Here is a 26535-nt window from a genome sequence, read left to right as displayed (position 1 = left end):
TAAACGGTTTTCCGTTCGGAATTGCGTCGAAACAAAGAGTCTATGATTTCGATTTCGGGAAGGCGGCCGCGGCGACGGGGCCACCTTCTTCTTTTCGGCGCAATGATCGCTGATCGATTGCCAATGCGGCGGACAATTCCCTGGGTGATTTGCGCATTCATCCTCATGGCATTCCCGGTCCTTGCGGCTGAGAAAGTCGATCTGGTGCGTGTCCACAAGGCGGAACGGCTGCTGGAATTGATCGGCGACGGCAAGGTCCTGCGCAGCTACAGCATTGCGCTTAGCGGGGATCCCGTCGGCCACAAGCACCAGGAGGGCGATCAGCGCACGCCCGAGGGGCGCTATATGCTCGACTGGCGCAACCCCAACAGCATCGCGCACAGATCGATCCATATTTCGTACCCCAATGCCAATGATCTGGCGGCCGCGAAGGCGCGCAATATCGATGCCGGTGGCATGATCATGATCCACGGCCAGCCGAATGGTTTCGGCTGGTGGGGCCGGCTGCTTCAATTGGTCGACTGGACCGACGGCTGCATTGCCGTTACGGACTCTGACATGGACGAAATCTGGGCAATGGCGGCCGATGGCACACCGATCGAGATCAAGCAATGACCATGAGTGACGGCCCTATCCATGACTGAAGACAAGGCGATCTGGCCTCCGATCGATCCGATTTCGGCCGGGCTGCATGGCCGTTGCCCGCGCTGCGGCGAGGGGCGGCTGTTTTCCGGCTTCCTCACCGTCGGCAAACGCTGCGTCAATTGCGGCCTCGATTATTCCTACGCCGATGCCGGCGACGGGCCGGCGGTCTTCGTCATCCTGATCATCGGCTTCATCATCGTCGGCCTGGCGCTCTGGGTTGAAGTGACGCTGAGCCCGCCGCTCTGGCTGCATCTGCTGGTCTGGATCCCGCTGGCCCTGGTGCTGTGCCTGACGGCGCTGCGGCTGATCAAGGGCGTGCTGCTCACCCTGCAATATGCCAACAAGGCGGCCGAAGGCCGGCTGGACCGCGGCGAATGAGCGAGGCATCCATTAAAAGTGACGGCCGTTCGCGGCCACGATCGGCATTGCTGCTCGGCCTTGGCCTGGTGCTGCTTTTGATCCTGCTGGCGCTCGGCACCTGGCAGGTCCAGCGCCTGCACTGGAAGGAAGGTCTCCTGCAGACCATCGACCAGCGCACCCATTCGGCACCACAGCCGCTGGCCGAGGTCGAGAAGGAATTCGCTTCGACCGGCGACGTCGACTACACGCCGGTCACGGTCTCCGGCACATTCCTGCATTCGGGCGAGCGGCATTTCTACGCGACCTGGGAGGGTGACGCCGGCTTCAACGTCTACACGCCACTTGCCCTCGACGATGGCCGCTTCGTCCTGATCAATCGTGGTTTCATTCCCTATGATCTGAAAGATCCCGCCAAGCGCGCCAAGGGGCAGGTCACAGGCAAGGTGACCATCACCGGGCTCGCCCGCAATCCGCTGCCGGCAAAGCCGTCGATGATGCTTCCCGACAATGACGTGGCGAAGAACATCTTCTACTGGAAGGACCGCGACGTCATGGCGGCGAGCGCCGGTCTGCCGGCCAGGTTCACGCTGGTGCCGATCTTCATCGATGCCGACAAGACGCCGAATCCTGGCGGATTGCCGATCGGAGGCGTCACCATCATCGACCTGCCGAACAGCCATCTGCAATATGCCGTCACCTGGTATGGGCTTGCCGCAGCACTCGCCGCTGTGCTCATCCTGCGGCTTCGCCGTCCCGCGAAAGAGGAATGAACGCAAGCAGCGCGCCCCTTTCTACCGACGCCCTTGACAGGGCAGGGGTAGGCACCTCATTTCGGCGCTGACGAACCGGCCAGGATTTAATGCTTCAGACAACCACCAAGCCTCCGCTGACGATCCGGCTCTGCCAGCCACGCGGCTTTTGCGCCGGCGTCGACCGTGCCATCCAGATCGTCGTGCTGGCGCTGAAGAAATATGGCGCGCCGGTCTATGTCCGCCACGAGATCGTCCACAACAGATACGTCGTCGAGGGGCTGCAAAGCCTTGGCGCTGTCTTCATCGAGGAGCTTTCCGAAATCCCGGCCGAACATCGGCAGTCGCCGGTCGTGTTCTCGGCGCATGGCGTGCCGAAATCGGTGCCGGCGGATGCCCAGGCGCGCAACCTGTTCTATCTCGACGCCACCTGTCCGCTGGTTTCCAAAGTCCACAAGCAGGCGATGCGCCATCAGCGGCTTGGCCGCCATGTGCTGTTGATCGGCCATGCCGGCCACCCCGAGGTGATCGGCACGATGGGGCAATTGCCGGAGGGCGCGGTCACGCTGATCGAGACCGAAGCCGATGCCGCCAGGCTTGAACCTGCCGATCCAAAGGCGCTGGGATTTGTCACCCAGACCACGCTGTCGGTCGAGGACACCGCCGGCATCATCCGCGCGCTGCAGGAGCGCTTTCCCGACCTGCAGGCGCCGGCGGCGGAATCGATCTGCTACGCCACCACCAACCGCCAGGAGGCGGTCAAGGATACCGCCCCGGGCGCTGACCTCTATCTGATCGTCGGCGCCCCCAATTCCTCCAATTCGCGCCGCCTTGTCGAAGTGGCGGAGCGAGCCGGCGCCACCATGTCGCTTCTCGTGCAGCGCGCCGCCGAGATTCCATGGAATGACATCGGCAACATTTCGACGCTCGGCCTGTCGGCAGGGGCATCGGCGCCGGAGATCATCGTCGACGAAATCATCGACGCGTTCCGCCAGCGTTTCGATGTCACCATCGACCTGGCCATCACGGCCACCGAAACAGAGGATTTTCCGGTCATGCGGGTACTGCGCGATGTCGAACTGACGCCGGCCGACATGGCCTTCGTCAATGGGGCCGCGTAAGGCAGATGGCGGTCTATACCGACGTTGCGGAGGGCGAACTCGGCGCTTTCCTGAAGCACTACCCGGTCGGCGATCTCCTGTCCTACAAGGGCATCGCCGAGGGCACGGAAAACTCCAACTTCCTGCTGCACACCACCAGTGGCTCCTACATCCTGACGCTCTATGAGAAGCGGGTCGACAAGGCGGATTTGCCGTTTTTCCTCGGGCTGATGGGCCATCTCGCCAACAAGGGGGTGTCCTGCCCGCTGCCGGTGACCGCGCATGACGGCAGCGTCATCGGCACGCTGGCCGGCCGACCGGCGGTCATCATCACCTTCCTCGAAGGTCTTTCGCTGCGGCGGCCGACGGCGACGCACTGCGCCGAGGTCGGCAAGGCCCTGGCCGCCCTGCACCTGGCCGGTGCCGATTTTCCGATGACCCGTCCCAACGCGCTCGCCATCGATGGCTGGCGCAAGCTTTGGAACGCAGCTCGCGAGCGGGCCGACGAGGTCGAGCCGGGCCTGGCGGCCGAGGTCGACGCCGACTTCGTCGATTTCGAGCGGAACTGGCCGAAAGGCCTCCCCGAAGGCATCATCCATGCCGATCTCTTTCCGGACAACGTCTTCTTCCTCGGCGAAAAACTCTCCGGCCTGATCGACTTCTATTTCGCCTGTGACGACCTCTATGCCTACGACGTCGCCACCTGCCTCAACGCCTGGTGTTTCGAGAAGGACTTTTCCTTCAACCTCACCAAGGGCAAGGCGCTGCTTGCCGGCTATCAGAGCGTGCGCCCGCTGAGCGGAGAGGAAAAGGCGGCGCTGCCGATGCTGGCGCGCGGTTCGGCATTGCGCTTCATGCTGACCCGGCTCTACGACTGGCTGACGGTTCCCGATGGCGGCCTCGTCATGAAACGCGATCCGACCGAATATGTCAGGCGGATGCGGTTCCATCGGGCGATCAAATCTGCTTCGGAATATGGATTGGCCGAATACGGGGTATCATGAGCAAACAGGTTGAAATCTTCACCGACGGCGCCTGTTCGGGCAATCCAGGCCCTGGCGGCTGGGGTGCCATCCTGCGCTTCAACGGCACCACCAAGGAGCTTTCCGGCGGCGAGGCCGAAACGACCAACAACCGCATGGAGTTGCTGGCCGCCATCTCGGCGCTCAATGCGCTGAAGGAGCCTTGCACGGTCGAGCTTCACACCGACAGCAAATATGTCATGGACGGCATTTCCAAATGGATCCATGGCTGGAAGAAGAACGGCTGGAAGACCGCCGATAAGAAGCCGGTCAAGAACGGCGAACTGTGGCAGGCGCTGGATGAGGCCAACCGGCGCCACAAAGTCACCTGGAACTGGGTCAAGGGCCACGCCGGCCATGCCGAGAACGAGCGCGCCGACGAATTGGCACGGGAAGGCATGGCGCCGTTCAAGAAGGGTCCGGTCAGACCCGCCGCGGCGCCGAAGGCAGCCACGCAGTCAAAGCAGCCTGCGGTAGCAAAGGCGCGGCGCTCTACTCAGAGCTACTGATCGAATCCGCTGGCGAGTCTAACGTATCAGCAGCGCCGTGCCCCAAAGGCCGAGCGCGAACACTGTGTGCGCCACCAGGTTGAGCGCCCGGATCTGCATGGGATTGGGTCGCTTCGAGGCTGCCCATCCGGCGCCCATGCCGGGTGCCAGCAGGAACCAGCCAGCGCCGACGGTGACGATGCCCAGGATGAAGGCCGGCAGGAAGGTCGGCGCAGCAAGCCAGCTCGCGCCAGCCACCACGACCAGGATGATGCCGTAGACAATGCCGACGAAATAGTGAAACGCCCAGCCCAACGCCACTTCATGCGCGTAAGGCTCTGCCTCGCCGATATCGTTGTGAAAGACCTTGTCGGTGACATGCCAGACCCAGCGACCGACCGGTCCCCAGTTCGGCCGGGGCTGGCCGAACGCCTTGTGCAGGAAGATGGCCCAGAGATCCATCAGCACGGTGGCGCCGATGCCGATCACGACAGCGCGCCAGAACACGTCAAACATCGTTGGAATCCCCCCGAAAAGCCGGCAGTTCTGGAGTGCTATCGGGCGAGGCCGGCTGTTGCGGTCTCGCCCGACGCGGCCGTTGAAACTCAGAGCTGTCCGAGAATGTGGGCCGCCCCGGACCCATCGACGCCGGGCTTGGTCTCGACATTGAGCGCGATGACCTTGCCGTCGTCGATGATCATCGAAAACCGCTTCGAGCGCAGGCCCATGCCGCCTGCGGAAAGGTCGTTGTCGAGGCCGACCGCCTTGGCGAAATCACCACTGCCGTCGGCGAGGAACAGGATCTTGCCCTCACCACCGGTGAAGCGCGCCCAGGCGCCCATGACATGGACGTCGTTGACCGAAACCACGGCGATGGTGTCGACGCCGCGCGCCAGGATGGCGTCATGGTTTTCGAGATAGCCGGGCAGATGGTTGTTGCTGCAGGTCGGCGTGAAGGCGCCGGGAACACCGAACAGAACCACTTTCTTGCCCGGGAAAATTTCGGCCGATGTGATCGCCTTGGCGCCGTCGGCGGTCATTGTCTTGAAGGTCGCTTCGGGCAGCTTGTCGCCAACGGAAATGGTCATGAGTTCCTCGCTTGGGGAATGGGAAGGATGTCTGCTTGCGTAGCGAACTCGGCGGCTTCCTGCAATCGTCTGGGCAAGCTGGATCAAGGGAAAGGCAGAAGCCCCTCGACCGCGCCCGCCGAACTCGTCAGCGTGTAGTGAAGCCCGCCATCCGTTGGCGTCGTCGAAGGGCGGTCGAGGATCGGCACCGTGAAGATCAGCTTGCCGTCCTTCTCGCTGCGGGCAGGGGTGCCGAACATATAGTCCCGCTCGCCGGCGACGAAGAAATCCGCCGCCTCCGGGTCACCGGGAAAGCTCGCCTCGACAACCAGCGTCTCGTGATCGCCCGGCAGCACGTTGATGCCGAAATCAGGCTTTGCCGGCGCCGGCAATGCCGTGAAACTCGCCTTCACCAGGGCTGCGTCGTCGGCATTGTCTGGATCGGAAGTGGGGTCGACGGTCAGCCGTGTCTGCACCGGGATGCAGATCGTTTCACAAATGCCGAGAAAGATGTCGGCATCGATGACAGCCGGTTGGTTCGGCGCCGCCAGCGTGAAGGTCACAGGCAGCGAAACCGGATAGTTGTAGCCGGCCCATTTGCCATAACCATCGTCGTGGCGTTGGGGTGCCGGAAACGAGAGTTTGGCATCGGCGATGTTGGTGCTGGCCGAAATGTCGAGCTGCGGCGGCACACCGGCGTCGCCCGGATCGCGCCAATAGGTCTTCCAGCCGGGCTTGAGGGCGATGTCGAGAACGCCCTGGATGCGGCCGGCCTCATCGGGTTTGCCTGATGTCACTAGCCGCACCTTGCCGCCTTCGCTGTTGTACCAGGCGGACGAGGAGGCAGAGGCGGGGAGGACGGCCGCCGATCCGATGGCGGCGCCGAGCAACAGGATTTTCAAGCTTTGCATGGCGGTGATTTGATCGTCCGTTCGTGGCTTCGCAATGACTTCATCGCCCTCCCGGTATCATATTTGCGTGACCCCTGCTGGCAAGCCACGGCGGCCTGGCCCCATGGGCTTTGGTCGAATCCGGCGCGGCGCATCTTTTCGGCGCCCGGGAAACACGTTACCTTCCCTGCCATGGATTTGTTGCGCCACAAGAAGACAGCCGCTGGACGCGGTTTTCTCGACGATCAGTTCCTGATTGCCATGCCCGGCATGAAGGACGACCGTTTCACGCGCTCGGTCATCTACATCTGCGCGCACAGCGATGAAGGCGCGATGGGCCTGATCATCAACCAGACACAGCAGATGCTGTTTCCGGACCTCCTGGTGCAGCTCGGCATTATGAACGAGCAGGAGGCGATCCGCTTGCCGGCGCAGGCACGCGATTTCGTCGTTCGCAATGGCGGCCCTGTCGATCGCAGCCGGGGCTTCGTCCTGCATTCGGGCGACTACCGCGTGGAATCGTCGCTGACCGTTTCCGACGATATCTGCCTGACCGCGACCGTCGATATATTACGCGCCATATCGTCGGGCCGCGGCCCGCGTCACGCGCTGATGGCGCTCGGCTATTCGGGCTGGGGTGCGGGCCAACTGGAAACCGAGATCGCCGAGAATGGCTGGCTGACCTGCCCGGCCAGTCCCGAGCTCCTGTTCGACGCCGACATCGAGCGCAAATACGACCGCATCCTCGCCTCGATCGGCATCGACCTCGCCCATCTCAGCCTGGCCGCCGGACACGCGTAACTCGCAGGCATTCGAGATTGCGGAAGCCGTCCCCCACCTTCGTCATCCTAGGGCGAAGCAGGAGCGAAGCTCCGTCGCGAAGACCCTAGGATCCATTCCGTGACCTTGGCCGAAGGATGCAGCGGCGCAGAATTCTGAACCGTTGCAACGCCTTAACGTCACGGCATGGATCCTCGGGTCTGCGCCGCGTCGCTTCGCTCCTTGCTCCGCCCATGGATGACGAAGGGATGGTCGTTTCGGCTAATTTTCGAGGTATGTTCCAAAGCCACCGCAGGCTTGGGCGACGCGCGTGAAACGGCTCAGGCCTGCGTCAGCGGATACTGTTCCTTCAGCGTCTTCAGCACCTGGTCGCCCGGCATCGGTGCGCCGAACATGAAGCTCTGCACATATTCGCAGCCCATCTGGCGCAGCTCCAGCGCATCGCGTTCGTCCGAGATGCCCTCGGCGACCACCGACAGGCCGAGCTCATGCGCCATGTTGACCATGGATTTGAGCAGTACGGCGCGTTTGGGCGTGCTGTCGTCGACAAAGCTCTTGTCGATCTTGATCGTGTCGAACGGGAAACGCGTCAGATAGGCGAGCGACGAATAGCCGGTACCGAAATCGTCCAGCGACAGGCCGATGCCGAGTTGCTTGAGCTTGGTCAGCACGTGGGCGGTCTGCTCGGGATTGTCCATGACCAGCGACTCGGTGAGTTCGAGCCGGAAGCAGCGCGGTTTCAGATTGGCCCTTGCGATGACGGAGCGGACATCGCTGACCAGGTCGCGGCGGATGAGCTGGCGGCTGGACAGGTTGACCGAGACCGATAGCGGCGCATCGCCGATCTGCTTTTGCCATCCGGCCAGGTCCTCGGCCGCCTGCTGCATGGCAAACAGCCCAAGCTGCACGATCAGCCCGCAGCTCTCGGCGACCGGGATGAAATCGGCCGGCGGGATCATGCCGCGGCGCGGATGGTCCCAACGCAGCAAGGCCTCGAAGCCGGCGACGCTGCCGTCTTCCAGACGCACGATCGGCTGGTAGGCAAGGGTGAATTCGCGCCGCTCGATGGCGCGCCGCAGGTCGGATTCGAACTGCAGCCGGTCGGTGCCGACGGTGCGGAACGCCGGGCGGAACGGCTCGATCCTGTCGCCGCCGAAGCGCTTGGCCTGATGCATGGCAAGCTCGGCGTCCTTGACCATGTCCTCGGCCGAGGTTTGCGCCGAAGTCCAGGTGATCAGGCCGATCGAGGCGGTCAGCACGATCTCGCGCTTGGCGAAGGTGATCGGGTTGTTGATCGCATGCTTGATGGCATCCGCCACACCGGCGATGCGGGCAGGGTCCTGTTCGGACAAAAGCATCAGCGCGAACTGGTCGCCGGCGAAGCGCGACAGCGAGTCCTTCGGCTTTAGCAGCCGGTGCAGGCGGCGCGCAATGGTGAGCAGTATGGTGTCGCCGGCCGAGATGCCGAGCCCGTCATTGACCTGCTTGAAGCGGTCGATGTCGATGACGAAGACGGTCGGGCGCACCTTCTCTTCGGTACGGGCGATCGAGATGATCGCCTCCAGCCGGTTCATGAACAATTCGCGGTTCGGCAGGCCGGTCAGATTGTCGTGCACGGCGTCGTGCAGCAGCCGCTCCTCGGACTTCTTCTGCTCGGTGACGTCGACCATGGTGCCGACGCAGCGGATGACCTCGCCGTCCGATCCAATGACCGGTCGCGCCCGCAAGTTGAACCAGTGATAGTGCCCATCGGCGCCGCGCAGGCGGAAATTCTGCGACACCCGGCCACGCCGGTGCTCCAGCACCACGTCGAGCGTCGTGCGGAAGGTGTCGCGGTCATCGGCATGCAGCACCGGCAGCCAGTTGCGCGCCGCACCGCCGAGGCTGTTGGGCGCAAGGCCGAGCTGGATGCTGACATCGGGCTTGGTCACCACGCGGTCGCGCAGCACGTCCCAGTCCCACACCGTGTCGCCCGATCCGGCAACCGCCAGCGCCTGGCGTTCGAGATCGGAGAACAGCCCCTGATGCAGCGCGCCGCCGGCAAAGGCGTGCTGCATGACGGTGAAGCCGATCAACAGGATGATCAGGATCAGCCCGCCGCCGAGCGCCGGCTGGGCGATGTCGTTGTCGAGCATGCCGGTGATCGCCATCCACGACCCGCATAGCCACAACAGCACCATGACCCAACTGGGCACCAGCATGATGGCGCGGTCATAGCCGCGTATACCGAGGAAGATGATCAGGCCGAGCCCGGTCAGCGCGGTGGCGGCAAAGGAGATGCGGGCGATGCCGGCGGCGACCGCCGGATCGACGATTGCGACGCCGGCAATCAGCACCAGCCCAAGGATCCAGACCAGGGCGCCATAGCTGAAATGGCCGTGCCATCGGTTGAGGTTGAGATAAGCGAACAGGAAGACCACGAAGGTCGCTGCCAGCGCCACCTCCGTTCCCGCTCGCCACATCTGCTCATTGCCGGGCGAAATCTCGATGACCTTGTTGAGGAAGCCGAAATCGACGCAGATATAGGCAAGCACCGCCCAGGCAAGTGCCGCGGTCGCCGGGAACATCGAGGTCCCCTTGACCACGAAAAGGATGGTCAGGAACAGCGCCAAAAGGCCTGCGATGCCGATGACGATGCCGCGAAACAGCGTGTAGGAATTGACCGAGTCCTTGTAGGCTTCCGGCTCCCACAGATACACCTGCGGCAGCTTGGGCGAGGCGAGTTCGGCGATGAAGGTGATCACCGCGCCTGGGTTCAGCGTCACCCGGAACACATCTGCGTCAGGGCTGGTCTGGCGGTCGAGCGCGAAGCCCTCGCTGGGCGTGATCGCGGCAATACGGGTGGCGCCGAGATCGGGCCAGAAGATGCCGGAATTCACCAGTCGGAAATGCGGCGCTACGATCAGCCTGTCGAGCTGCTGGTCGGTGGTGTTGGCCAGCGCGAACACCGCCCAGTCGCCGGTCGAGCGCGCATCATTGGCCTCGACCTCGATGCGCCGCACGATGCCGTCCGGCCCGGGCGCGGTCGACACCTGGAAGTTTTCGCCCTGGTTGCGGTAGATCTCGAAGGCGCGCGACAGGTCGAGCGCGACATCGTCGCGGGCAATCTTGATCGGTTCGACGGCAAAGGCCGACGAAGCCGCGCACAGCGTCAGGATCGCCGCGAGGACAAAGGCGAACAGCGGCCCGTTTCGCAGGAAATTCGTCAAAAATCAGTCCTTTGTTCCTGCGCCCAACGGATCGTCCGCGATCCGGGCGTAGAGGTAGTGGTCCTGCCAGATGCCGTTGATCCTGAGATAGGATCTTAAGAGTCCTTCGCGCCGGAATCCGGCTTTTTCAAGCACGCGGATCGACCGGATATTGTCGGGAATACAGGCCGCTTCGATCCGGTGCAACCTCAGCGTATCGAAGGCGAAGCGCGCCACGACCTTGACCGCGTCGGTCATCAGGCCGCGCCCGCCGAAGCGCTCGCCGATCCAGTAGCCGACATGGCCGCTTTGCGAGACACCGTGGCGTATATTGCCGAGCGTGATTCCGCCGGCCAGCTTGCCGCTCGACTTCTCGAAGATGAAGAAGGCGATCGCGGTCCCTTGCGCATAGTCTTCGCGGTAGCGGCTGATGCGCAGGCGCCATGCCGTGCGGTCGAGTTCGTCGGGAGTCCAGCGCGGTTCCCACGGCTCCAGGAAGGCCCGGCTTTCGCCGCGCAATGTCGACCATTCCCGGAAGTCATTGGTGAATGGCACGCGCAAGGTGACGAGGTTGCCCTTCAGCGCCGGCAGGTCACGGCGAAAGAAAGGGAGCGCGAACACGGCGCTTGGGGGCTTAGACGGCGAGCCTGCGGGCCGTGGTCTGCGTGCCCGGAAGCGAATCGAGGATCGCCTCATATGGTGCCAGCGTACCCACGGGCCCGACAGCGGTAAGCGTCGGCTTGGTCGAGAACATCCGCGACGACAGGTCGGTCAGCCGCTCCACCGTCAGCGCCGACAGGCGCTCCATCAATTCCTCCTTGGCGATCGGCCTGCCGAACAAAAGAAGTTGTCTTGCGATCTGCGAGGCGCGGCTGGCCGGGCTTTCGGCGGACATGATCAGCCCGGCGCGGTACTGGGCACGCGCGCGGTCCAGTTCTTCCTGCAGGATGTTCTCGCCGGCCTTCTGCAACTCGTCGATGATGACAGGCACGAGTTCGGCGATGTCGCTCTGCCCGGTCGCGGCGTGGACGCCGAAGATGCCGGTATCGGAAAAGCCCCAGTGGAAGGCGTAGACCGAATAACATAGGCCGCGCTTCTCGCGGACTTCCTGGAACAGGCGCGACGACATGCCGCCGCCGAGGATCATCGACAGCACCTGCGAGGCGTAGAAATCGCGCACATGATAGGCACGGCCCTCGAAGCCCAGCACGATCTGGGCGTCCATCAGGTCGCGGTCCTCGCGGAAATCGCCGCCGACATATTGCGCGTATTGCGGGATGGTGCTGTCGGTCTTGCTGCGGAAACCGCCGAGCTGCTTCTCGACCTCGCGCACGAAATTGTCGTGCTTGATGTCGCCGGCAGCCACCATCACCATCCGCTCGGCGCCATATTGACGCTCGATGAAATCGTGCAACTGCTTGGAGGTGAAGGATTTGACGGTCTCCGGCGTGCCCAGGATCGAGCGGCCGATGGTCTGGTGACGAAAGGCCGTCTCGGTGAAACGGTCGAAGACGATATCGTCTGGAGTGTCGTGCGCGGCACCGATCTCCTGCAGGATGACGTGCTGCTCGCGTTCGAGCTCCTGCGGGTCGAATTCGGACTCCTGCAGGATATCGGCAAGGATGTCGACCGCCAGCGGCACGTCGTCGGACAGCACCCTGGCATAGTAGGAGGTGGTCTCGACACTTGTGGCGGCGTTGATCTCGCCGCCGACATCCTCGATTTCCGAGGCGATTTCGAAGGCCGTCCGCCGCTTCGTGCCCTTGAACGCCATGTGCTCGAGCAGATGGGCCATGCCATGCTCGTCGTCACGTTCATTGCGGGCGCCGGACTTGACCCAGGCACCCAAGGCAACCGATTCGATACTTGGAAGGGTTTCGGTGGCGACTGTCAGGCCGTTCGACAGACGGCTTACCTCAACACCCATATGGCTCGTACTCCCTAACGCGCCGCCCGCGCGCGGCGGCTGACGTAATCTTCCACCATTTTCAGGTCGGATGGAAGTACCGTGTACTTTTCCTCAAATGTCATCAATCCACCTAGCCATGCGGGCAGGGCGGGCGAGACTCCGCTTGCGGCCTCGACCGCGGCCGGGAATTTTGCCGGATGGGCGGTGCCCAGCACCACCATCGGCACGGCGCCAGATGCTTTGCCGGCCGCGACATGCACGGCCGCGGCGGTATGCGGATCTAGAAGATAATTGCTGGCCGCAAGCGTCGAGCGGATGGTGGCGGCGACCTCGTCCATGGTGGCACGGCCGGCGTCGAATTCGGACCGCATCCCATTGATTTCGCGGGCTTCTATGGTGAAGGCGCCAGACTGCTTCAGGCCATCCATGTAGCGCCGCACGGTCGCCGCGTCGCGGTTCGAGGCCTCGAACAGCAGGCGTTCGAAATTCGACGAAACCTGGATGTCCATCGACGGCGAAGTGGTCGCAAAGACACCCTTGGTGCGGTATTCGCCGGTCGCGAAGGTGCGCGCCAATATGTCGTTGTCGTTGGTGGCGATGACCAGCCGCTCGATCGGCAGGCCCATCTTCTTGGCGGCGTAGCCGGCGAAGATATCGCCGAAATTGCCGGTCGGCACGGTGAAGGACACCGGCCTGTCCGGCGCGCCGAGCGACAGTGCCGAGGAGAAATAGTAGACGATCTGGGCCATGATACGGGCCCAGTTGATCGAATTGACCCCCGACAGCGCCACCCGGTCACGGAAAGCGTGGTCGTTGAACATGTCCTTGAGCAGGCCCTGACAGTCGTCGAAATTGCCTTCGATCGCCAGCGCATGGACGTTTTCAGCCTTCGACGTCGTCATCTGCCGCTGCTGCACCGGCGAAACGCGGCCATGCGGGAACAGGATGAAGATGTCGGTGCGGCTGCGTCCGGCAAAGGCGTCGATGGCCGCGCCGCCGGTATCGCCTGACGTGGCGCCGACGATGGTGGCGTGCTGATCGCGTTCGGCAAGCACATGGTCCATCAGCCGGGCGAGCAACTGCATCGCCACATCCTTGAACGCCAGCGTCGGGCCGTGGAAGAGTTCGAGGACAAAGGTGTTGGAGCCGGTCTGCACCAGCGGGCAGACGGCTTCGTGGCGGAAGGTGGCGTAGGCTTCGCGCACCAGTCGTTCGAAGACCGGCGCTGCGATTTCACCGCCAAGGAAGGGCGACAGCACACGGATGGCAAGGTCGGGATAGGCAAGGCCGCGCATGGCGCGGATCTCGGAGGCGGAAAACTGCGGCCACTCGCGCGGCACGTAGAGCCCGCCATCGCGCGCCAGCCCCGCCAGCACGGCATCGGAAAATCCAAGCGCGGGTGCTTCCCCGCGCGTACTCACATATTGCATGTCTCAGTCCCGTTGCCGCTTGGCTTTTCCGTTCACCACAAGGTGGTTAATTTCTGTGCCGGCTCCAGTCGCATTTTTGCCGCGCCGTTGATATACGTCACCAGCTTTACGAGAGGGAAGTGCAGTTTCATGGCGTTTCGTACACTCAGTGGTCGCTTTTTGGCGGGTCTTGCGCTCACGGGCTTTATGCTCGCCGCCGCCGGTTGCCAATCAGGCGACAATGGCATCCTGAACCTCGGCTTCGGCAAGAAGGACCCGACAGCGCCACCGCCTCCGCAGGATCCCAAGATCCTCGCCAGCCAGTTGAATGCCTATTGCCCGAGGGTGACGGTGCGCGACGGCACCGCCTTCTTCAACACCTATGTCAACGAGGTCAAGAAGCCCAAGCCGAAGTCGAAGCCCATGCACAAGCCGAGGAACAAGGCCGAAGCCGAGCAGCAGGCGCAAGAGGCACAGGCCGCCGCCGCAGCCGACGCGGCCGCCGCTGCCTCTCCGCCCGACGATTCGGCGAGGATCATTTATCAGGCGTCGATTTCCGACGTGACCCGCGATTGCAGCCGTGCCGACGGACAACTGACGATGAAGATCGCGGTTGCAGGCAAGATCGTGCCGGGACCGAAGTTCACGCCCGGCACCATCACCATGCCGATCCGCACCGCGGTGATGCACGGCACCGACGTGCTTTATTCGCAGATTCACCAGTATCAGGTCCAGGTCACCGATCCCTCGGTCGCCACCCAGTTCGTCTTCACCGATTCCAATGCCGTCGTGCCGGCACCGACGGCGCAGGACTATCAGGCCTATGCCGGCTATGACGAAACCGCGCCGAAGGCGACGACGGACAAGCCGAAGAAGACCCACAGGAAGAAGACCACCGCGACAAACTAGTCGCGGTTCTTGAGGGAAGCGTGCGTCGCGGCGTAAATTGCTCAGGCGTCGGCCGACCATTCCGACAGTGCCGCGATGACGCTTTTCAGCTCTGCCCAGCGGCGGATCACTGTTTCGGCGCCGGCCTCCGTCAGCGCGTCGGCATGGCCGAGATAGCTGTGGCTGGCGCCGGTAAAGCCGATCACCCGCATGCCGGCTGCCCTGGCGCCGGCAACGCCGTGCACGGAATCCTCGATGACGAAAGTGTTCGCCGGGTTTGCGCCGAGTTTTTCGGCCGCGAACAGGAACACGTCCGGCGCGGGTTTGGTCTTTTTGCTCGGTATTTCCAGCGCCGAGAAGATGCGGCCGGCGAAAAACGGCAGCAGATGCACCTTCTCCAGCATGAATTCTATCCGCTCCGAGCGTGAGTTGGAGCAGATGCAGCGTTGCGCCGTGACCGAGGCGACCGCTTCGCGCACGCCCTCGATGGCACGAACATCGCTGCGCAGTTTGCGGTCGACGAGCTCTTCGGCGCGATCGATCAGCGACGCCTGGAACGGGATTTTGGACTTCTCCTCGATCCGCATCAGGATGTCCTTGAACGTCAGGCCCGCATAGGTCTCGGCAACCTCCTCGGCGGAGATTTCATATCCGGCGAGCGTTATCAACTCAGCCTCGACCCGCGCGGCGATGATTTCGGAATCGACGAGGACGCCGTCGCAATCGAAGATGACAAGGTCTGGCTGGGGCATGGTGATCCGGACAAAGGGAGGATGAAACGGCCATGAAGGCCTCAGGCGGCGCGGCATACACCAATGGCCCGGCCTTCGCAAACCTGGCAGGTAGTCGCACGGGCCTTCACCGAATATTTACGCTGATCGGTAACCATAACGGGGAGTAAACAGTAACGCGTGCCCTGGGTGTAAAAATGTCTGCCGTGCGTCTTCTCGACGACCTTTCCCATGCTCCCCAGCAATCCGAATGGCTGGACACGATCCTCAAGGGCGACTGCGTTGCAGCCCTCGACCGCCTGCCCGAAAAGTCGATCGACGTCATCTTCGCCGATCCGCCCTACAATCTGCAGCTCGACGGCGACCTGCATCGCCCCGATCAGTCCAAGGTCAACGCGGTCGACGATGACTGGGACCAGTTCGAGAGTTTTGAAGCCTATGACGCCTTCACCCGCGCCTGGCTGCTGGCGGCGCGGCGGGTGCTGAAGCCCAATGGCACAATCTGGGTCATCGGCTCCTATCACAACATCTTCCGGGTCGGCGCCAAGATGCAGGATCTGGGCTTCTGGATCCTCAACGACGTGGTCTGGCGCAAGACCAACCCGATGCCAAATTTCCGTGGCCGCCGTTTCCAGAACGCGCATGAGACGATGATCTGGGCCTCGCGTGACCAGAAGGGCAAGGGCTACACCTTCAACTATGAGGCGCTGAAGGCATCCAACGACGACATTCAGATGCGCTCCGACTGGCTGTTTCCGATCTGCACCGGCGGCGAGCGGCTGAAGAACGACAATGGCGACAAATTGCACCCGACGCAGAAGCCGGAAGCGTTGCTCGCCCGCATCATGATGGCCTCGACCAAGCCCGGCGACATCGTGCTCGATCCCTTCTTCGGCTCCGGCACGACAGGCGCCGTCGCCAAGCGCCTTGGCCGCCATTTCGTCGGCATCGAGCGCGAGCAGGCCTATATCGACGCCGCCAATGAGCGTATCGATGCGGTGCGGCCGCTGGAAGATGCCGATTTGACGGTGCTGACCGGCAAGCGCGCCGAGCCGCGCGTTGCCTTCGTCAGCCTGATCGACACCGGGCTGGTGACGCCGGGCGCCACGCTCTATGACGCCAAGAAGCGCTGGGCCGCCAAGGTGCGTGCCGACGGCACGGTGGCGATCGGCGACAGCGCCGGCTCGATCCACAAGATCGGCGCCGAAGTGCAGGGACTGGACGCCTGCAATGGCTGGACCTTCTGGCACTATGAGCGCAGCGGCGGGCTCACCCCGATCGACGAACTGCGCCGCATTGCTCGGTTGGGCATGGAGCGGGCAGGGGGCTGACCCCCTGCGATCTGCGGCTTTCGCGTTGATTCAAAGTCTCGGCGGATCGCCGGAAGCGATTCAGATCACGCCTTGATTCCGAAGCGTTCAAGATCTGCTTGAAGCGTCTTGGCATCGGTGAACAGCACCGATTGCCAGCCCGCCGCCCGGGCGCCGTCGACATTCTTCTGGCTGTCGTCGATGAACAGCGATGCGGCGGGATCGAGGTCGAATGCAGCGACGTGATGGTCGTAGATCCTGCGATCCGGTTTGATCAGCCCGATCTCGGCGGACACCGTTATGCCACGCGGGCGGTCGAGGAATGGAAAGCGGCCGCGCGCCTCGACGAAAGTGTCGGCGGCCCAGTTGGTCAGCAGCGTCACGTCGTGGCCGGTGTCGATCAAGCCCTCCAGGATGGCAACACTGTCCGCATAGGCATGCGGCGCCATTTCGTGCCAGTGACGCCGGAAATTACGAATGTTTTCCGCATGATCCGGATGGTCCGCGATCAGCAGCGCCTCTGCCTCTTCCCAGGTCCGGCCGCGATCCTGCTCGATGTTCCAGTCATGCGTGCAGACATTGTCGAAGAACCATTTCCGCTCTTTCTCATCGGGAATCAGTCGGCTGAAGGGGATATTGGGGTCGTAGTGGACCAGCACCTTGCCGATGTCGAAAACGATGTGGCGGATCTCAGTCATGAAGCCTCTTTCAATGCGGGCGTTGCTTTTTCGTCGCGCCGGGTATCGCAGCCTCGATTGCCTTTTTCATGACAGTGGGCAGTGCCTCCCCCGAAATGTCCTGACGCAATGACCAGAAATGGCCGGCCGGTGTCTCGCCACTGCTGCGGGCCAGGAAGATTTCGAGCTCGAGGGCGAAATGGGTGAAGACATGCGAAATTGTCCCGATGCGCCTCCAGTCAGCCGGGAACGGAGCTGCCGCTTGCGTGGTGGCGCCGTCGATGCGTGCGGTCCAGGCGGTGGTCGGCACCTCGGTCATGCCGCCCAAGAGGCCCTTGTCCGGCCGTTTGCGCAGAAGAATGGCGCCGTCCTCGCGCACGGCCACGAAAGCAGCACCGCGTCGCTGCGGTTTGTCGGCTTTTGGCAGCCGCACCGGGAAATTTTCGGGGTCGCCTGAAATAACGGCGCTGCAATCCTCGCGCAGCGGGCATAGCATGCAGCGCGGCCGGCGCGGGGTGCAGATCGTGGCGCCGAGATCCATCATCGCCTGGGCGAAGTCGCCCGGCCTTGCCGTCGGCACCATGGCCTCGACATGGGCCCGTATCTCGGCCTTGGCTTCGCTCAGCGGCGTGGTGATCGAATACAGCCGCGAGATGACGCGTTCGACATTGCCGTCGACAACGGCGGCGGGGCGGTCGAAGGCGATCGCCGTGATGGCCGCCGACGTATAGGCGCCGATGCCGGGCAGGTCTCGCAGAGCAGCCTCGGTGTCGGGAAACCGGCCGCCACGCGCCGCCACCAGATCGGCGCAGGCCTTGAGGTTGCGTGCGCGGGAATAATAACCGAGCCCCGCCCAGGCCTTCATGACGTCCTCTGTTGGTGCTGCTGCCAGCGCCTCGACATCAGGCCATTTCTCGACAAAGGCGCGGAAATAGGATTTCACCGCCTCGACGGTGGTCTGTTGCAGCATGACTTCGGAAAGCCAGATGCGATAGGGGTCGGGCCGCGCGCCGCGTGCATGCTCGCGCGGGCTCACACGCCACGGCAACTCGCGATGATGCACATCGTACCAGGCCAGAAGGCGCGACGCGGTATCGTCCGGTATCGCCTTGGGGGTCTGGGTCTTGCGGGTCTGGTCTGCTGGTGCCATTGATCGTGTATTGGCCTGGCCGGTATCTGCTGGGGTCGTGGCTGGAGAACGTACATGGCAGGGAGAACGCCCTACGGCAATCCCGTCCCGGTGAGCGATCTTGCGACCAAAATCCTCGATCCGGTGCTGCGCAAGCGGGCAGGCATGTCGATTGGTCTCGTCCAGTCCTGGGAAGAGATCGCCGGACCGCGCCTAGCCAGCCGCTCGCGGCCCGAAAAGATCCAGTGGCCGCGCCGGCTGCATGAGGACGATCCGTTCGAGCCGGCGGTGCTGGTTATCGCCTGCGAAGGCATGGCGGCGCTTCATCTGCAGCATGAGACCGGCGAGATCATCAACCGGGTCAACGCTTTCCTCGGCTTTACGGCAATAGGCCGCATCAGGATCGTGCAAAAACCGGTGACGACGGACAAAGGACGGCCTAAACCGACCTTCAGGCCCTTGACGGCGGCGGAGAAGACGAAGTTGTCCAGCACGGTCGAACTGATCGAAGATGACGGGCTGCGCGCCTCGCTTGAAAGGCTTGGCGCAACCATCCTGGGTGAAAGGAAGTCAAAGACCCCTTGAAGACAGTCATCGATTTGTCGTCAACATCTCGCATTCGTGATCGCCTTTGTCAGGTTTCACGATTGGATTGGGGATGGAGATGCCTTAATTCGCGCCAACTCTCGCCTTTTCGTGCCTTTGCATTGCAAAATCCAACCCTTGTCAGGTGATTCGTATGAACCGTCCTCCGTTCGGCAAAAGTCTGTCTCGCAGAAACGTCCTGTCTTCGCTGGCCGCCATTCCGGCCGTGGCCCTGCTCGCCGCCTGCAGCGACTCCGGCGAAGAGGCCAAGGCGGCGGATGTGAAGCCGGCGGATCCGGCCGCTCCCGCAAAGCCGGCCACGCCGGCTGCCGTTCAGGTTCCCGAGTCTCAGGGCAACGTCGACATGGCCGAATTGCTGAAGCCGGGCGCGCTGCCTGACAAGCAACTCGGCAAGGATGACGCCAAGGTCACCATTGTCGAATACGCCTCGATGACCTGCCCGCACTGCGCGCATTTCGCCGAAACCACCTTCCCGGACCTGAAGAAGAAGTATATCGACACCGGCAAGGCGCGCTATATCCTGCGCGAATTCCCGTTCGATCCAAGCGCGGAAGCCGGTTTCATGCTGGCGCGCTGCGCCAAGGATAACTATTTCCCGATGGTGGACGTGCTGTTTGCGCAGCAGGCGAACTGGGTTGGGGTGTCGAACACCAAGGATGCGCTGCTGCAAATCTCGAAGCTCGCCGGTTTTACACAGGAGTCCTTCGAGGCCTGCTTGACGGACCAGAAACTTCTGGACGATGTGAGATCGGTCCAGAAGCGCGGCGCCAATGAATTCAAGGTCGACTCGACACCGACCTTCTTCATCAACGGTAAGACCTACAAAGGGGCGATGTCGATTGAGGAAATGTCGGCCATCATCGACCCTCTGCTCTGACATCAGGTCAGCGCTGAAGCGGCAGCGCTTCGGCGTGCCCGTCCATTTGTCTTGCCGCGGGCTCTATTCGCAAAACCGCGGGACACTTTTGCGGAACCCGCTTGTGGGGCGGCGCGAATGAAATTTTCGCGCCTTCGCCTCCTCGGTTTCAAGTCCTTCGTCGAGCCCGGCGAGTTCGTCATCGAACGCGGCCTGACCGGTATTGTCGGGCCGAACGGCTGCGGCAAGTCGAACCTTGTCGAGGCGCTGCGCTGGGTGATGGGCGAAAGCTCCTACAAGAACATGCGCGCGTCCGGCATGGACGACGTCATCTTTTCCGGCTCGGGCACGCGGCCCGCCCGCAACACCGCCGAAGTCACGCTTTTCCTCGACAACAGCGACCGCTCGGCTCCATCAGCCTTCAACGACGCCGATGAGTTGCAGGTTTCGCGCCGCATCGAGCGCGAGGCCGGCTCGCTCTACCGCATCAATGGCAAGGAAGCGCGTGCCAAGGATGTGCAGCTTCTGTTCGCCGACCAGTCGACCGGCGCGCGCTCGCCCTCGATGGTCGGGCAGGGCCGCATCGGCGAACTGATCCAGGCCAAGCCGCAGGCGCGCCGTGCCCTGCTCGAAGAGGCTGCCGGCATTTCCGGCCTGCACACCCGCCGCCACGAGGCGGAACTGCGGCTGAAGGCGGCCGAACAGAACCTCGAACGCCTGGACGACGTGGTCGGCGAGCTGGAAAGCCAGATCGAAAGCCTCAAGCGCCAGGCGCGCCAGGCTTCCCGCTTCAAGAACCTGTCTGCCGATATCCGCAAGGCCGAAGCAACGCTGCTGCATCTGCGCTGGACGCTGGCCAAGACGCAGGAAGGCGAGGCGCGCTCGGCGCTGGCGGTTGCCACCGCGCTGGTTGGCGACCGCGCCGCCGCGCAGATGGCCGCCGCCAGGGAGCAGGGCATCAGCGCCCACCGCTTGCCTGACCTGCGCGACGCGGAAGCCGCGGCTGCCGCCGCCTTCCAGCGCCTGTCGATCGCCAAGTCGCAGATCGAGGAGGAGGCCGGCCGCATCCGTGCCCGCCAGACGGAAATCGAGCGCCGCTTGCAGCAGCTCGACGGCGACATCGCCCGCGAGGAGCGGATGGTGCGCGACAATGCCGATGTTCTCGAACGGCTGCGCACCGAAGAGGCCGCGCTGAATTCCGAGAACGCCGGCGCCGCGGAGCGCGAGGCGACCACCCGCGCTGCATTCGAACAGGCGGCATCGACGCTTGCGCAAAGCGAAGCCAGACTCGCCGCGCTGACCGCCGAACGGGCCGAGGCCGCCGCCTCGCGCCATCAGATCGAACGCACGCTGCGCGAAACCGCCGAGCGCCGCGACCGCTTCGCCCGCCAGCTCGCCGAGGTCGACCGCGAACTGTCGGACATCCTCTCGAAGGTGGCCGGCCTCCCGGATCCGGCCGAGAAGCGCGTTCTGGTCGAGCAGGCGATGGAGATTCTCGAGGAATCCGAGGCCGCCGTGGCGCAGGCCGAGCAGTCGGTCATCGATGCCCGTGCCGCCGAAAGCACTGCCCGTCCGCCGCTTCAGGATGCGAGGGCCGAACTGGCGCGGATCGAGACCGAAGCACGCACGCTTGCCAAGATCCTCAACGCCGCCAGCGGCGATCTCTTCCCTTCGGTGCTGGAGCAGATCAGCGTCGAGCGCGGCTTCGAGACGGCGCTTGGTGCGGCCCTTGGCGAAGACCTCGACGTGCCGCTGGACCGCAGCGCGCCCGCGCATTGGGGCGAAAGCCAGATCCAGCCTGGCGACGCGGCTCTGCCGGAAGGCATCAAGAACCTCGCCAGCGTGGTTCGTGCGCCGGCCCAACTTGCCCGCCGCCTGGCGCAGATAGGCATCATCGAGGCTGGGGATGGCCGCCGGCTGCAGGCGCTGCTTGCGCCGGGCCAGCGCCTGGTCAGCCGTGAAGGCGCGCTCTGGCGCTGGGACGGCCTCACCGCCAGCGCCGATGCGCCGACTGCCGCGGCACAAAGGCTGGCGCAGAAGAACCGGCTTGCCGAACTCGATGCCGAAGCGGTGCAGGCGACGCTCGTCCTGCGCCAGGCCGAGGAGGCGCTGGCGCAAGCCGAGCAGGCGCTTCGCCAGGCGAGCGAGGTCGAACGCAACACGCGCCAGGCTGGACGAGACGCCCAGCATCGGCTGGATGCTGCCCGCAATGCGCTGGCCGAGGCCGAAAAAGCCGGCGGCGAACTGTCGAGCCGGCGCGCGGCACTCGATGAGGCCCGCGCCCGCATCGTCGACAGCCATGAGGAAACCGCGGCGGCATTCGTCGAGGCCGAAATGCTGCTACAGGACGCACCCGATCTCGGCGACCTGCAATTGCAGCTCGAACAGTCCTCGGCCAATGTCTCCCGCGATCGCGCCACGCTTGCCGATGCGCGCGCCGTGCATGAGGGGTTGCGGCGGGAAGCCGAAGCACGCGTGCGCCGGCTCGATGCCATCGGCGCCGAGCGCAGCAACTGGCTGGTGCGTGCCGAAAACGCCTCGACCCAGATTGCATCGCTCGGTGAACGCAAGGCCGAGGCCGAGGCCGAGCGCGAGCGTCTCGCCGATGCGCCTGATGAGATCGACGCCAAGCGCCGGGCATTGCTGTCGCAGCTGACCGAGGCCGAGACCTTGCGCAAGGCGGCGGCCGATCGTCTGCAGGAAGCGGAGAGCAGGCAGGCCGAACTGGACAAGGCAGCCACCGGCGCCATCCAATCGCTGGCCGAGGCGCGCGAAACCCGTGTCCGTGCCGAGGAGAGGCTGACCGCGGCCGACGAACGGCGGCTGGAGGTCGAGGCGCGCATCCAGGAAACGCTGAACACGCCGCCGCACCTGGTCATCCGCCATACCGGCCTGGAAGCCGACGATCCGATGCCCGACATGCCCGAGACCGAACGCCAGCTCGATCGGCTGAAGATCGAGCGCGAACGGCTCGGCGCCGTCAATCTGCGCGCCGAGGAAGAGCAAAAAGAGCTCTCCGACCGGCTGGAGGCGATCGTTACCGAGCGCGAGGACATTATCGAGGCGATCCGCAAGCTCCGGCAAGCGATCCAGAGCCTCAACCGCGAAGGCCGCGAGCGGCTGCTGGCCGCCTTCGATCTCGTCAACAGCCATTTCCAGCGCCTGTTTTCGCATCTGTTCGGCGGCGGCACGGCGGAATTGCAGCTGATCGAATCCGAGGACCCGCTCGAGGCTGGGCTCGAAATCCTGGCCCGCCCGCCGGGTAAGAAGCCGCAGACCATGACGTTGCTGTCGGGTGGCGAGCAGGCGCTGACGGCGATGTCGCTGATCTTCGCCGTCTTCCTGACCAATCCGGCGCCGATCTGCGTGCTCGACGAAGTCGACGCGCCGCTCGACGATCACAATGTTGAGCGCTTCTGCAATCTCATGGACGAGATGGCCAAGACCACCGAGACGCGTTTCGTCATCATCACCCACAATCCCATCACCATGGCGCGCATGGACCGGCTGTTCGGCGTGACCATGGCCGAGCAGGGCGTCAGCCAGCTGGTGTCGGTCGATCTGCAGGCCGCCGAAGCGATGCGCGAGGCGAGCTGATCATTCGGTCTCCCCGGATTGCTTGGACGATCCGGAAGCGACACGCCATCTCCAGCCTTTGCGGTGCATGATCCAGTTTACACAGCCCACGACCACGAGGCCGCCCGCTATGCCGATGCAATCGGCAACCCAGTCGAACACGTCGAGATCGCGCTCTATCAGCGTCGTGCCCTGAAGGACCTCGATCGCGGCACCGACCAGGGCCAGGAAAATGACCAGTGTGACCTTGCGCCTGGGCCAGCCAAGACCCCCAAGAACAGCCAGGGTGGCGAATGCGCTGGCGTGATTGAGCTTGTCATCTTCGAAACCGATATCGATCCCGAATTCCTGAAGCTCGGGCACTGGCAGCAGTGCGAGGACTAGAACCGCAACGAGCGTGACGACAAAGGCGGTCCATAAGGCGACTGAACAGGATGTCATTGTGATCCAACAATGATTTCGACCGCCAAAGGTCGAAGTCCGCCGGCTGACTCCGATGCACGAAGCAGAGGCAGCGCAGAGCGCTACGATTGTAAGCGCGAATTTCCCCGCACCTTTTGCTGTTGAGTGCTCTGATGCATGAGGTGTCCACCCAAATAGGTGGACACCTTGTGATGGAAGAAGATGATCAGAAATTGCAGGTAAGGCTTGTTGGTCGGAACGGGCGACGCCGATACGACCCTGCATCGAAGGACCGTCTTGTCTCGGCCTGCCTTGAGCCTGGCGTGTCGGTATCGAGGCTTGCGCTCGAACATGGGGTCAATGCGAACCTTCTTCGGAAGTGGATAAAGAAGCGCACTGAGACCCAGTCCCTCCCGCCGTCCTCATCACCGGCGTTCATCCCGGTTCAGATTGAAAGCACTTCCGATCGGGTCTTGCTGCGACAGAGCAGCATGGCTGCGGTGGATTTGCCGGCGACCTGTGATGAAGTGCATGGGTCGGAAGCCAAAAGGGCTGCGCTTTTTTCCTCTCCAGCCAAGGTGAGCGCGTCACTGCCGAACGGCGTGAAGTTGACGCTGGAATGCGGTGATGTGGATGCATTGACGGCGACCATCGGAGCACTGGGTCATGTTCAGACTGGGCGCTGACCTGAAAGTCTACCTGCACCGCGAGCCGATCGACTTCCGGGCCGGCATCAACAGCCTTGCGGTTCTGGTCCAAGAGACGATGGCGCTCGATCCGTTTGCTCCAGCGGTTTTTGCCTTCTGCAATCGCCGTCGCGACCGGATGAAGCTCTTGTTCTTTGACCGGTCCGGCTTCGTGCTGGTCCTGAAGCGGCTGACCGAGGACAAGTTCCGGTGGCCGCGCCGGGAGGCAGCGGTGGTCACGCTTACGACCGAGCAATTGCACTGGATCCTCGACGGCATCGATATCGATGCGATGGTCCGCCATCCGGTGCGGCAATATCAGGTTGCCGGTTGAGGGCTCTCGAATTGAGCGATTGACGCGCCGGCATGCTTTCGATTCAAGAATCTGATGAATCGACCCGGCGAACCGACTGTTGAAGAGTTGATGGCGCGTATTGCTGCGCTTCGGGCGGAGAACCGTCAACTCACCGAACGCGTCGTCAAACTCGAGGAAGAGCTGGCGCTTGCACGACTGCATCGTTTTGCGCCGCGCAGTGAAAAACACATTGACCGCCTCTTCAATGAAGCCGAACAGGCCGCGGATGAGGACGCCGCCGACAACGAAGATGGCGATGTCGTTGTCCTGCCGGACACGGGCTTGCCGGCGAGCGAAGGGGCGACGGGAAAGAAGCGCGGCCGCAAGGCCTTGCCGGAAAACCTGCCGCGCGAGCGTGTCGAGTATGACCTTCCCGACGCCCAGAAGGCTTGTCCTTGCTGCCGTCACCAGATGCATCGCATGGGCGAGACCGTTACCGAGCAACTTCATATCGAGGTGAAGGCGAAGGTCCTGCAGAATGTGCGGTTCAAATATGCTTGCCGTCATTGCGACCGCACCGGGATCAGCACGCCGGTCGTGACCGCGCCGATGCCCACGCAACCTTTGCCGGGCAGCATCGCTACGGCCTCGACGCTGGCCTTCGCGCTCGTTCATAAGTATGTCGACGGCACACCGCTCTACCGCCTGGCGCAGGCATTCGAGCGCGCCGGCGTTCCTGTCAGCCGAGGCGCTCTGGGCCACTGGGTGATCGGCTCGAGCGAAAAGCATCTCTCCCGCATCTATGACGCGCTGAAGCTGCGGCTCAGATCGCAGCCCCTCATCCATGGTGACGAGACCACGGTCCAGGTGCTGAAGGAAATGGACAGAGAGGCCGCCAGCACCTCGTACATGTGGGCATACCGGAGCGGCCAGGACAGTGACGAGCCGATCGTGCTGCTCGAATATCAGCCGGGCCGCGGCCAGATACACCCGCAGGCCTTCCTCGGCGATTACCGCGGCATCGTGATGAGCGACGGCTATTCCGCCTGGCGCACGCTGGAAGGGGCAACGCATCTTGGATGCATGGCCCATTCCAGGCGGCGCTTCGTCGATGCCCTAAAGGCGAGGAAGAAAGGCGGCGGGCCGCCGGAACAGGCACTCCGGTTCTTCGAACAGCTCTACCGAGTTGAAAGGCAGGCGCGGAACGAAATCCCCGATGACGGCGAAACGCGAGATCACTGCATTCGCCGCTTCCGCCAGCAACATAGTGTCCCCATCCTCCATGCTCTCAAGGCATGGCTCGACGACATCGCCCCAAAAGTCTTGCCGGACAGCAAGCTCGGCGACGCCGTCTCCTACACCCTGAACCAATGGGGATATCTGACGCGTTACACCGAGGACGGCAGCATGCCGATCGACAACAATCTTCTGGAGCGCGACATCAGGATTTTTGCAACTGGCAGGAAGAGTTGGTTGTTCAGCGATACTGTCGACGGAGCCAAGGCCAGCGCCATCGTCTACAGCCTGATGTTAACCTGCCGCGCCTGTGGCGTCGAGCCGTTAGCGTGGTTGCGCCACGTCCTCACTGAACTGCCTCAGCGCCCCGAGAACGTGGCTATCGACGATCTCCTGCCCTTCAACTTCCTCAAAGCCGCCGCAGCCTGACCCGACGCGTCCGTCTGAAAGCGATCAGTTGTTGCAAGGGCCGTCAATGTGCGGGGAAATGAGCGCTTACCTACGATTGCATCGGATCGTCAGAAAAGCAACGAAGC

General features: G+C 63.3%; 26 protein-coding genes. 15 read left to right on the top strand and 11 right to left on the bottom strand.

Annotation, left to right across the window (positions count from 1 at the left end; translation table 11 throughout):
* Positions 1-123: 123 nt before the first annotated feature.
* From DBIPINDM_RS06305 to rnhA, 6 genes are all read left to right on the top strand, one after another.
* Complete coding sequence (locus tag DBIPINDM_RS06305) at positions 124-615, top strand: L,D-transpeptidase family protein (RefSeq protein WP_258584923.1); 492 nt, start codon at positions 124-126, stop codon at positions 613-615.
* Between the two features lie 21 nt (positions 616-636).
* Positions 637-1023 carry a DUF983 domain-containing protein gene (locus DBIPINDM_RS06300; RefSeq protein ID WP_258584922.1) on the top strand — a complete coding sequence of 129 codons (387 nt, stop codon included), beginning with the start codon at positions 637-639 and terminating at the stop codon, positions 1021-1023.
* Complete coding sequence (locus DBIPINDM_RS06295) at positions 1020-1775, top strand: SURF1 family protein (RefSeq protein WP_258584921.1); 756 nt, start codon at positions 1020-1022, stop codon at positions 1773-1775. The genes DBIPINDM_RS06300 and DBIPINDM_RS06295 overlap by 4 nt, the downstream gene beginning before the upstream one ends.
* An 89-nt stretch (positions 1776-1864) precedes the next feature.
* Positions 1865-2875: a 4-hydroxy-3-methylbut-2-enyl diphosphate reductase gene (gene ispH / locus DBIPINDM_RS06290; RefSeq protein WP_258584920.1), complete on the top strand. Its 1011-nt coding sequence runs from the start codon at positions 1865-1867 to the stop codon at positions 2873-2875.
* A 5-nt stretch (positions 2876-2880) separates the two neighbouring features.
* On the top strand, positions 2881-3858 hold the full coding sequence (locus DBIPINDM_RS06285) for a homoserine kinase (RefSeq protein WP_258584919.1): 978 nt from the start codon (positions 2881-2883) through the stop codon (positions 3856-3858).
* A complete protein-coding gene (gene rnhA, locus DBIPINDM_RS06280; protein ID WP_258584918.1) occupies positions 3855-4385 on the top strand; it encodes a ribonuclease HI in 531 nt (176 codons plus the stop codon). The genes DBIPINDM_RS06285 and rnhA overlap by 4 nt, the downstream gene beginning before the upstream one ends.
* An 18-nt stretch (positions 4386-4403) precedes the next feature.
* Here the strand turns inward: rnhA and DBIPINDM_RS06275 are convergent, their stop codons facing one another.
* The 3 genes from DBIPINDM_RS06275 to DBIPINDM_RS06265 all read right to left on the bottom strand — a co-directional run bounded on the left by DBIPINDM_RS06275 (position 4404) and on the right by DBIPINDM_RS06265 (position 6342).
* A complete protein-coding gene (locus DBIPINDM_RS06275) occupies positions 4404-4880 on the bottom strand; it encodes a DUF2938 domain-containing protein (protein WP_258584917.1) in 477 nt (158 codons plus the stop codon).
* An 89-nt stretch (positions 4881-4969) separates the two neighbouring features.
* Positions 4970-5452, bottom strand: coding sequence for a peroxiredoxin (locus DBIPINDM_RS06270; protein WP_258584916.1), 483 nt, complete (start codon positions 5450-5452; stop codon positions 4970-4972).
* Between the two features lie 83 nt (positions 5453-5535).
* Entirely contained in the window at positions 5536-6342 is an 807-nt protein-coding gene (locus DBIPINDM_RS06265) for a protein-disulfide reductase DsbD domain-containing protein (RefSeq protein WP_258584915.1), read from the bottom strand.
* 171 nt (positions 6343-6513) lie between these two features.
* Here DBIPINDM_RS06265 and DBIPINDM_RS06260 point away from each other — a divergent pair, with 171 nt between their 5' ends.
* Complete coding sequence (locus DBIPINDM_RS06260) at positions 6514-7122, top strand: YqgE/AlgH family protein (protein WP_027046619.1); 609 nt, start codon at positions 6514-6516, stop codon at positions 7120-7122.
* A gap of 299 nt (positions 7123-7421) precedes the next feature.
* On the opposite strand, the gene DBIPINDM_RS06255 is transcribed toward DBIPINDM_RS06260, so the two are convergent.
* The 4 genes from DBIPINDM_RS06255 to thrC are packed head-to-tail and all read right to left on the bottom strand — an operon-like array spanning position 7422 to position 13628.
* A complete protein-coding gene (locus DBIPINDM_RS06255; protein WP_258584914.1) occupies positions 7422-10310 on the bottom strand; it encodes an EAL domain-containing protein in 2889 nt (962 codons plus the stop codon).
* A 3-nt stretch (positions 10311-10313) separates the two neighbouring features.
* Positions 10314-10910: a GNAT family N-acetyltransferase gene (locus DBIPINDM_RS06250; protein ID WP_258584913.1), complete on the bottom strand. Its 597-nt coding sequence runs from the start codon at positions 10908-10910 to the stop codon at positions 10314-10316.
* 13 nt (positions 10911-10923) lie between these two features.
* On the bottom strand, positions 10924-12216 hold the full coding sequence (locus DBIPINDM_RS06245) for a M16 family metallopeptidase (RefSeq protein ID WP_258584912.1): 1293 nt from the start codon (positions 12214-12216) through the stop codon (positions 10924-10926).
* Positions 12217-12230: 14 nt separating this feature from the next.
* Positions 12231-13628, bottom strand: coding sequence for a threonine synthase (gene thrC, locus DBIPINDM_RS06240; RefSeq protein WP_258584911.1), 1398 nt, complete (start codon positions 13626-13628; stop codon positions 12231-12233).
* A gap of 129 nt (positions 13629-13757) precedes the next feature.
* Here thrC and DBIPINDM_RS06235 point away from each other — a divergent pair, with 129 nt between their 5' ends.
* Entirely contained in the window at positions 13758-14516 is a 759-nt protein-coding gene (locus DBIPINDM_RS06235; protein ID WP_258584910.1) for a hypothetical protein, read from the top strand.
* A gap of 41 nt (positions 14517-14557) precedes the next feature.
* Here DBIPINDM_RS06235 and DBIPINDM_RS06230 read toward each other — a convergent pair whose 3' ends face one another.
* Positions 14558-15247 carry an HAD family hydrolase gene (locus DBIPINDM_RS06230; protein WP_258584909.1) on the bottom strand — a complete coding sequence of 230 codons (690 nt, stop codon included), beginning with the start codon at positions 15245-15247 and terminating at the stop codon, positions 14558-14560.
* 176 nt (positions 15248-15423) lie between these two features.
* Between DBIPINDM_RS06230 and DBIPINDM_RS06225 the strand changes: the two genes are divergently transcribed.
* Positions 15424-16557, top strand: coding sequence for a site-specific DNA-methyltransferase (locus DBIPINDM_RS06225; protein ID WP_258584908.1), 1134 nt, complete (start codon positions 15424-15426; stop codon positions 16555-16557).
* A 65-nt stretch (positions 16558-16622) separates the two neighbouring features.
* Here DBIPINDM_RS06225 and DBIPINDM_RS06220 read toward each other — a convergent pair whose 3' ends face one another.
* Together DBIPINDM_RS06220 and mutY are read right to left on the bottom strand one after the other, a co-directional pair.
* Positions 16623-17234 (bottom strand): HAD family hydrolase, encoded by a 612-nt coding sequence (locus DBIPINDM_RS06220; protein ID WP_258584907.1) that lies wholly within the window; start codon positions 17232-17234, stop codon positions 16623-16625.
* Positions 17235-17244: 10 nt separating this feature from the next.
* Positions 17245-18363 carry an A/G-specific adenine glycosylase gene (mutY, locus tag DBIPINDM_RS06215; protein WP_258584906.1) on the bottom strand — a complete coding sequence of 373 codons (1119 nt, stop codon included), beginning with the start codon at positions 18361-18363 and terminating at the stop codon, positions 17245-17247.
* Between the two features lie 54 nt (positions 18364-18417).
* Here mutY and DBIPINDM_RS06210 point away from each other — a divergent pair, with 54 nt between their 5' ends.
* The 3 genes from DBIPINDM_RS06210 to smc all read left to right on the top strand — a co-directional run bounded on the left by DBIPINDM_RS06210 (position 18418) and on the right by smc (position 23401).
* Complete coding sequence (locus DBIPINDM_RS06210) at positions 18418-18927, top strand: DUF721 domain-containing protein (protein ID WP_258584905.1); 510 nt, start codon at positions 18418-18420, stop codon at positions 18925-18927.
* Between the two features lie 154 nt (positions 18928-19081).
* The gene (locus tag DBIPINDM_RS06205; protein WP_258584904.1) at positions 19082-19825 is read left to right on the top strand and encodes a DsbA family protein; all 744 of its coding nucleotides are present in this window, start codon (positions 19082-19084) and stop codon (positions 19823-19825) included.
* A gap of 117 nt (positions 19826-19942) precedes the next feature.
* Complete coding sequence (gene smc / locus DBIPINDM_RS06200; protein WP_258584903.1) at positions 19943-23401, top strand: chromosome segregation protein SMC; 3459 nt, start codon at positions 19943-19945, stop codon at positions 23399-23401.
* Here smc and DBIPINDM_RS06195 read toward each other — a convergent pair whose 3' ends face one another.
* Complete coding sequence (locus DBIPINDM_RS06195) at positions 23402-23743, bottom strand: hypothetical protein (protein WP_258584902.1); 342 nt, start codon at positions 23741-23743, stop codon at positions 23402-23404. It abuts the gene before it with no gap.
* A 251-nt stretch (positions 23744-23994) separates the two neighbouring features.
* On the opposite strand from DBIPINDM_RS06195, the gene tnpA reads away from it, so the two are divergent.
* Genes tnpA through tnpC form a run of 3 tightly spaced genes read left to right on the top strand, consistent with a single transcriptional unit; the run spans position 23995 to position 26428 of the window.
* On the top strand, positions 23995-24468 hold the full coding sequence (gene tnpA, locus DBIPINDM_RS06190) for an IS66-like element accessory protein TnpA (protein WP_258580855.1): 474 nt from the start codon (positions 23995-23997) through the stop codon (positions 24466-24468).
* The gene (gene tnpB, locus DBIPINDM_RS06185; protein ID WP_014761846.1) at positions 24449-24802 is read left to right on the top strand and encodes an IS66 family insertion sequence element accessory protein TnpB; all 354 of its coding nucleotides are present in this window, start codon (positions 24449-24451) and stop codon (positions 24800-24802) included. Before tnpA ends, tnpB begins: the two co-directional genes overlap by 20 nt.
* A gap of 54 nt (positions 24803-24856) precedes the next feature.
* Positions 24857-26428, top strand: coding sequence for an IS66 family transposase (gene tnpC / locus DBIPINDM_RS06180; protein ID WP_258581801.1), 1572 nt, complete (start codon positions 24857-24859; stop codon positions 26426-26428).
* The last annotated feature ends 107 nt before the right edge of the window (positions 26429-26535 follow it).

The sequence above is a fragment of the Mesorhizobium sp. AR02 genome, assembly GCF_024746835.1.
In the GTDB taxonomy this organism is placed as follows: domain Bacteria; phylum Pseudomonadota; class Alphaproteobacteria; order Rhizobiales; family Rhizobiaceae; genus Mesorhizobium.
The sequence above is the reverse complement of the archived record's forward strand: the minus strand, read 5'-3'. Positions and strand labels throughout refer to the sequence as shown.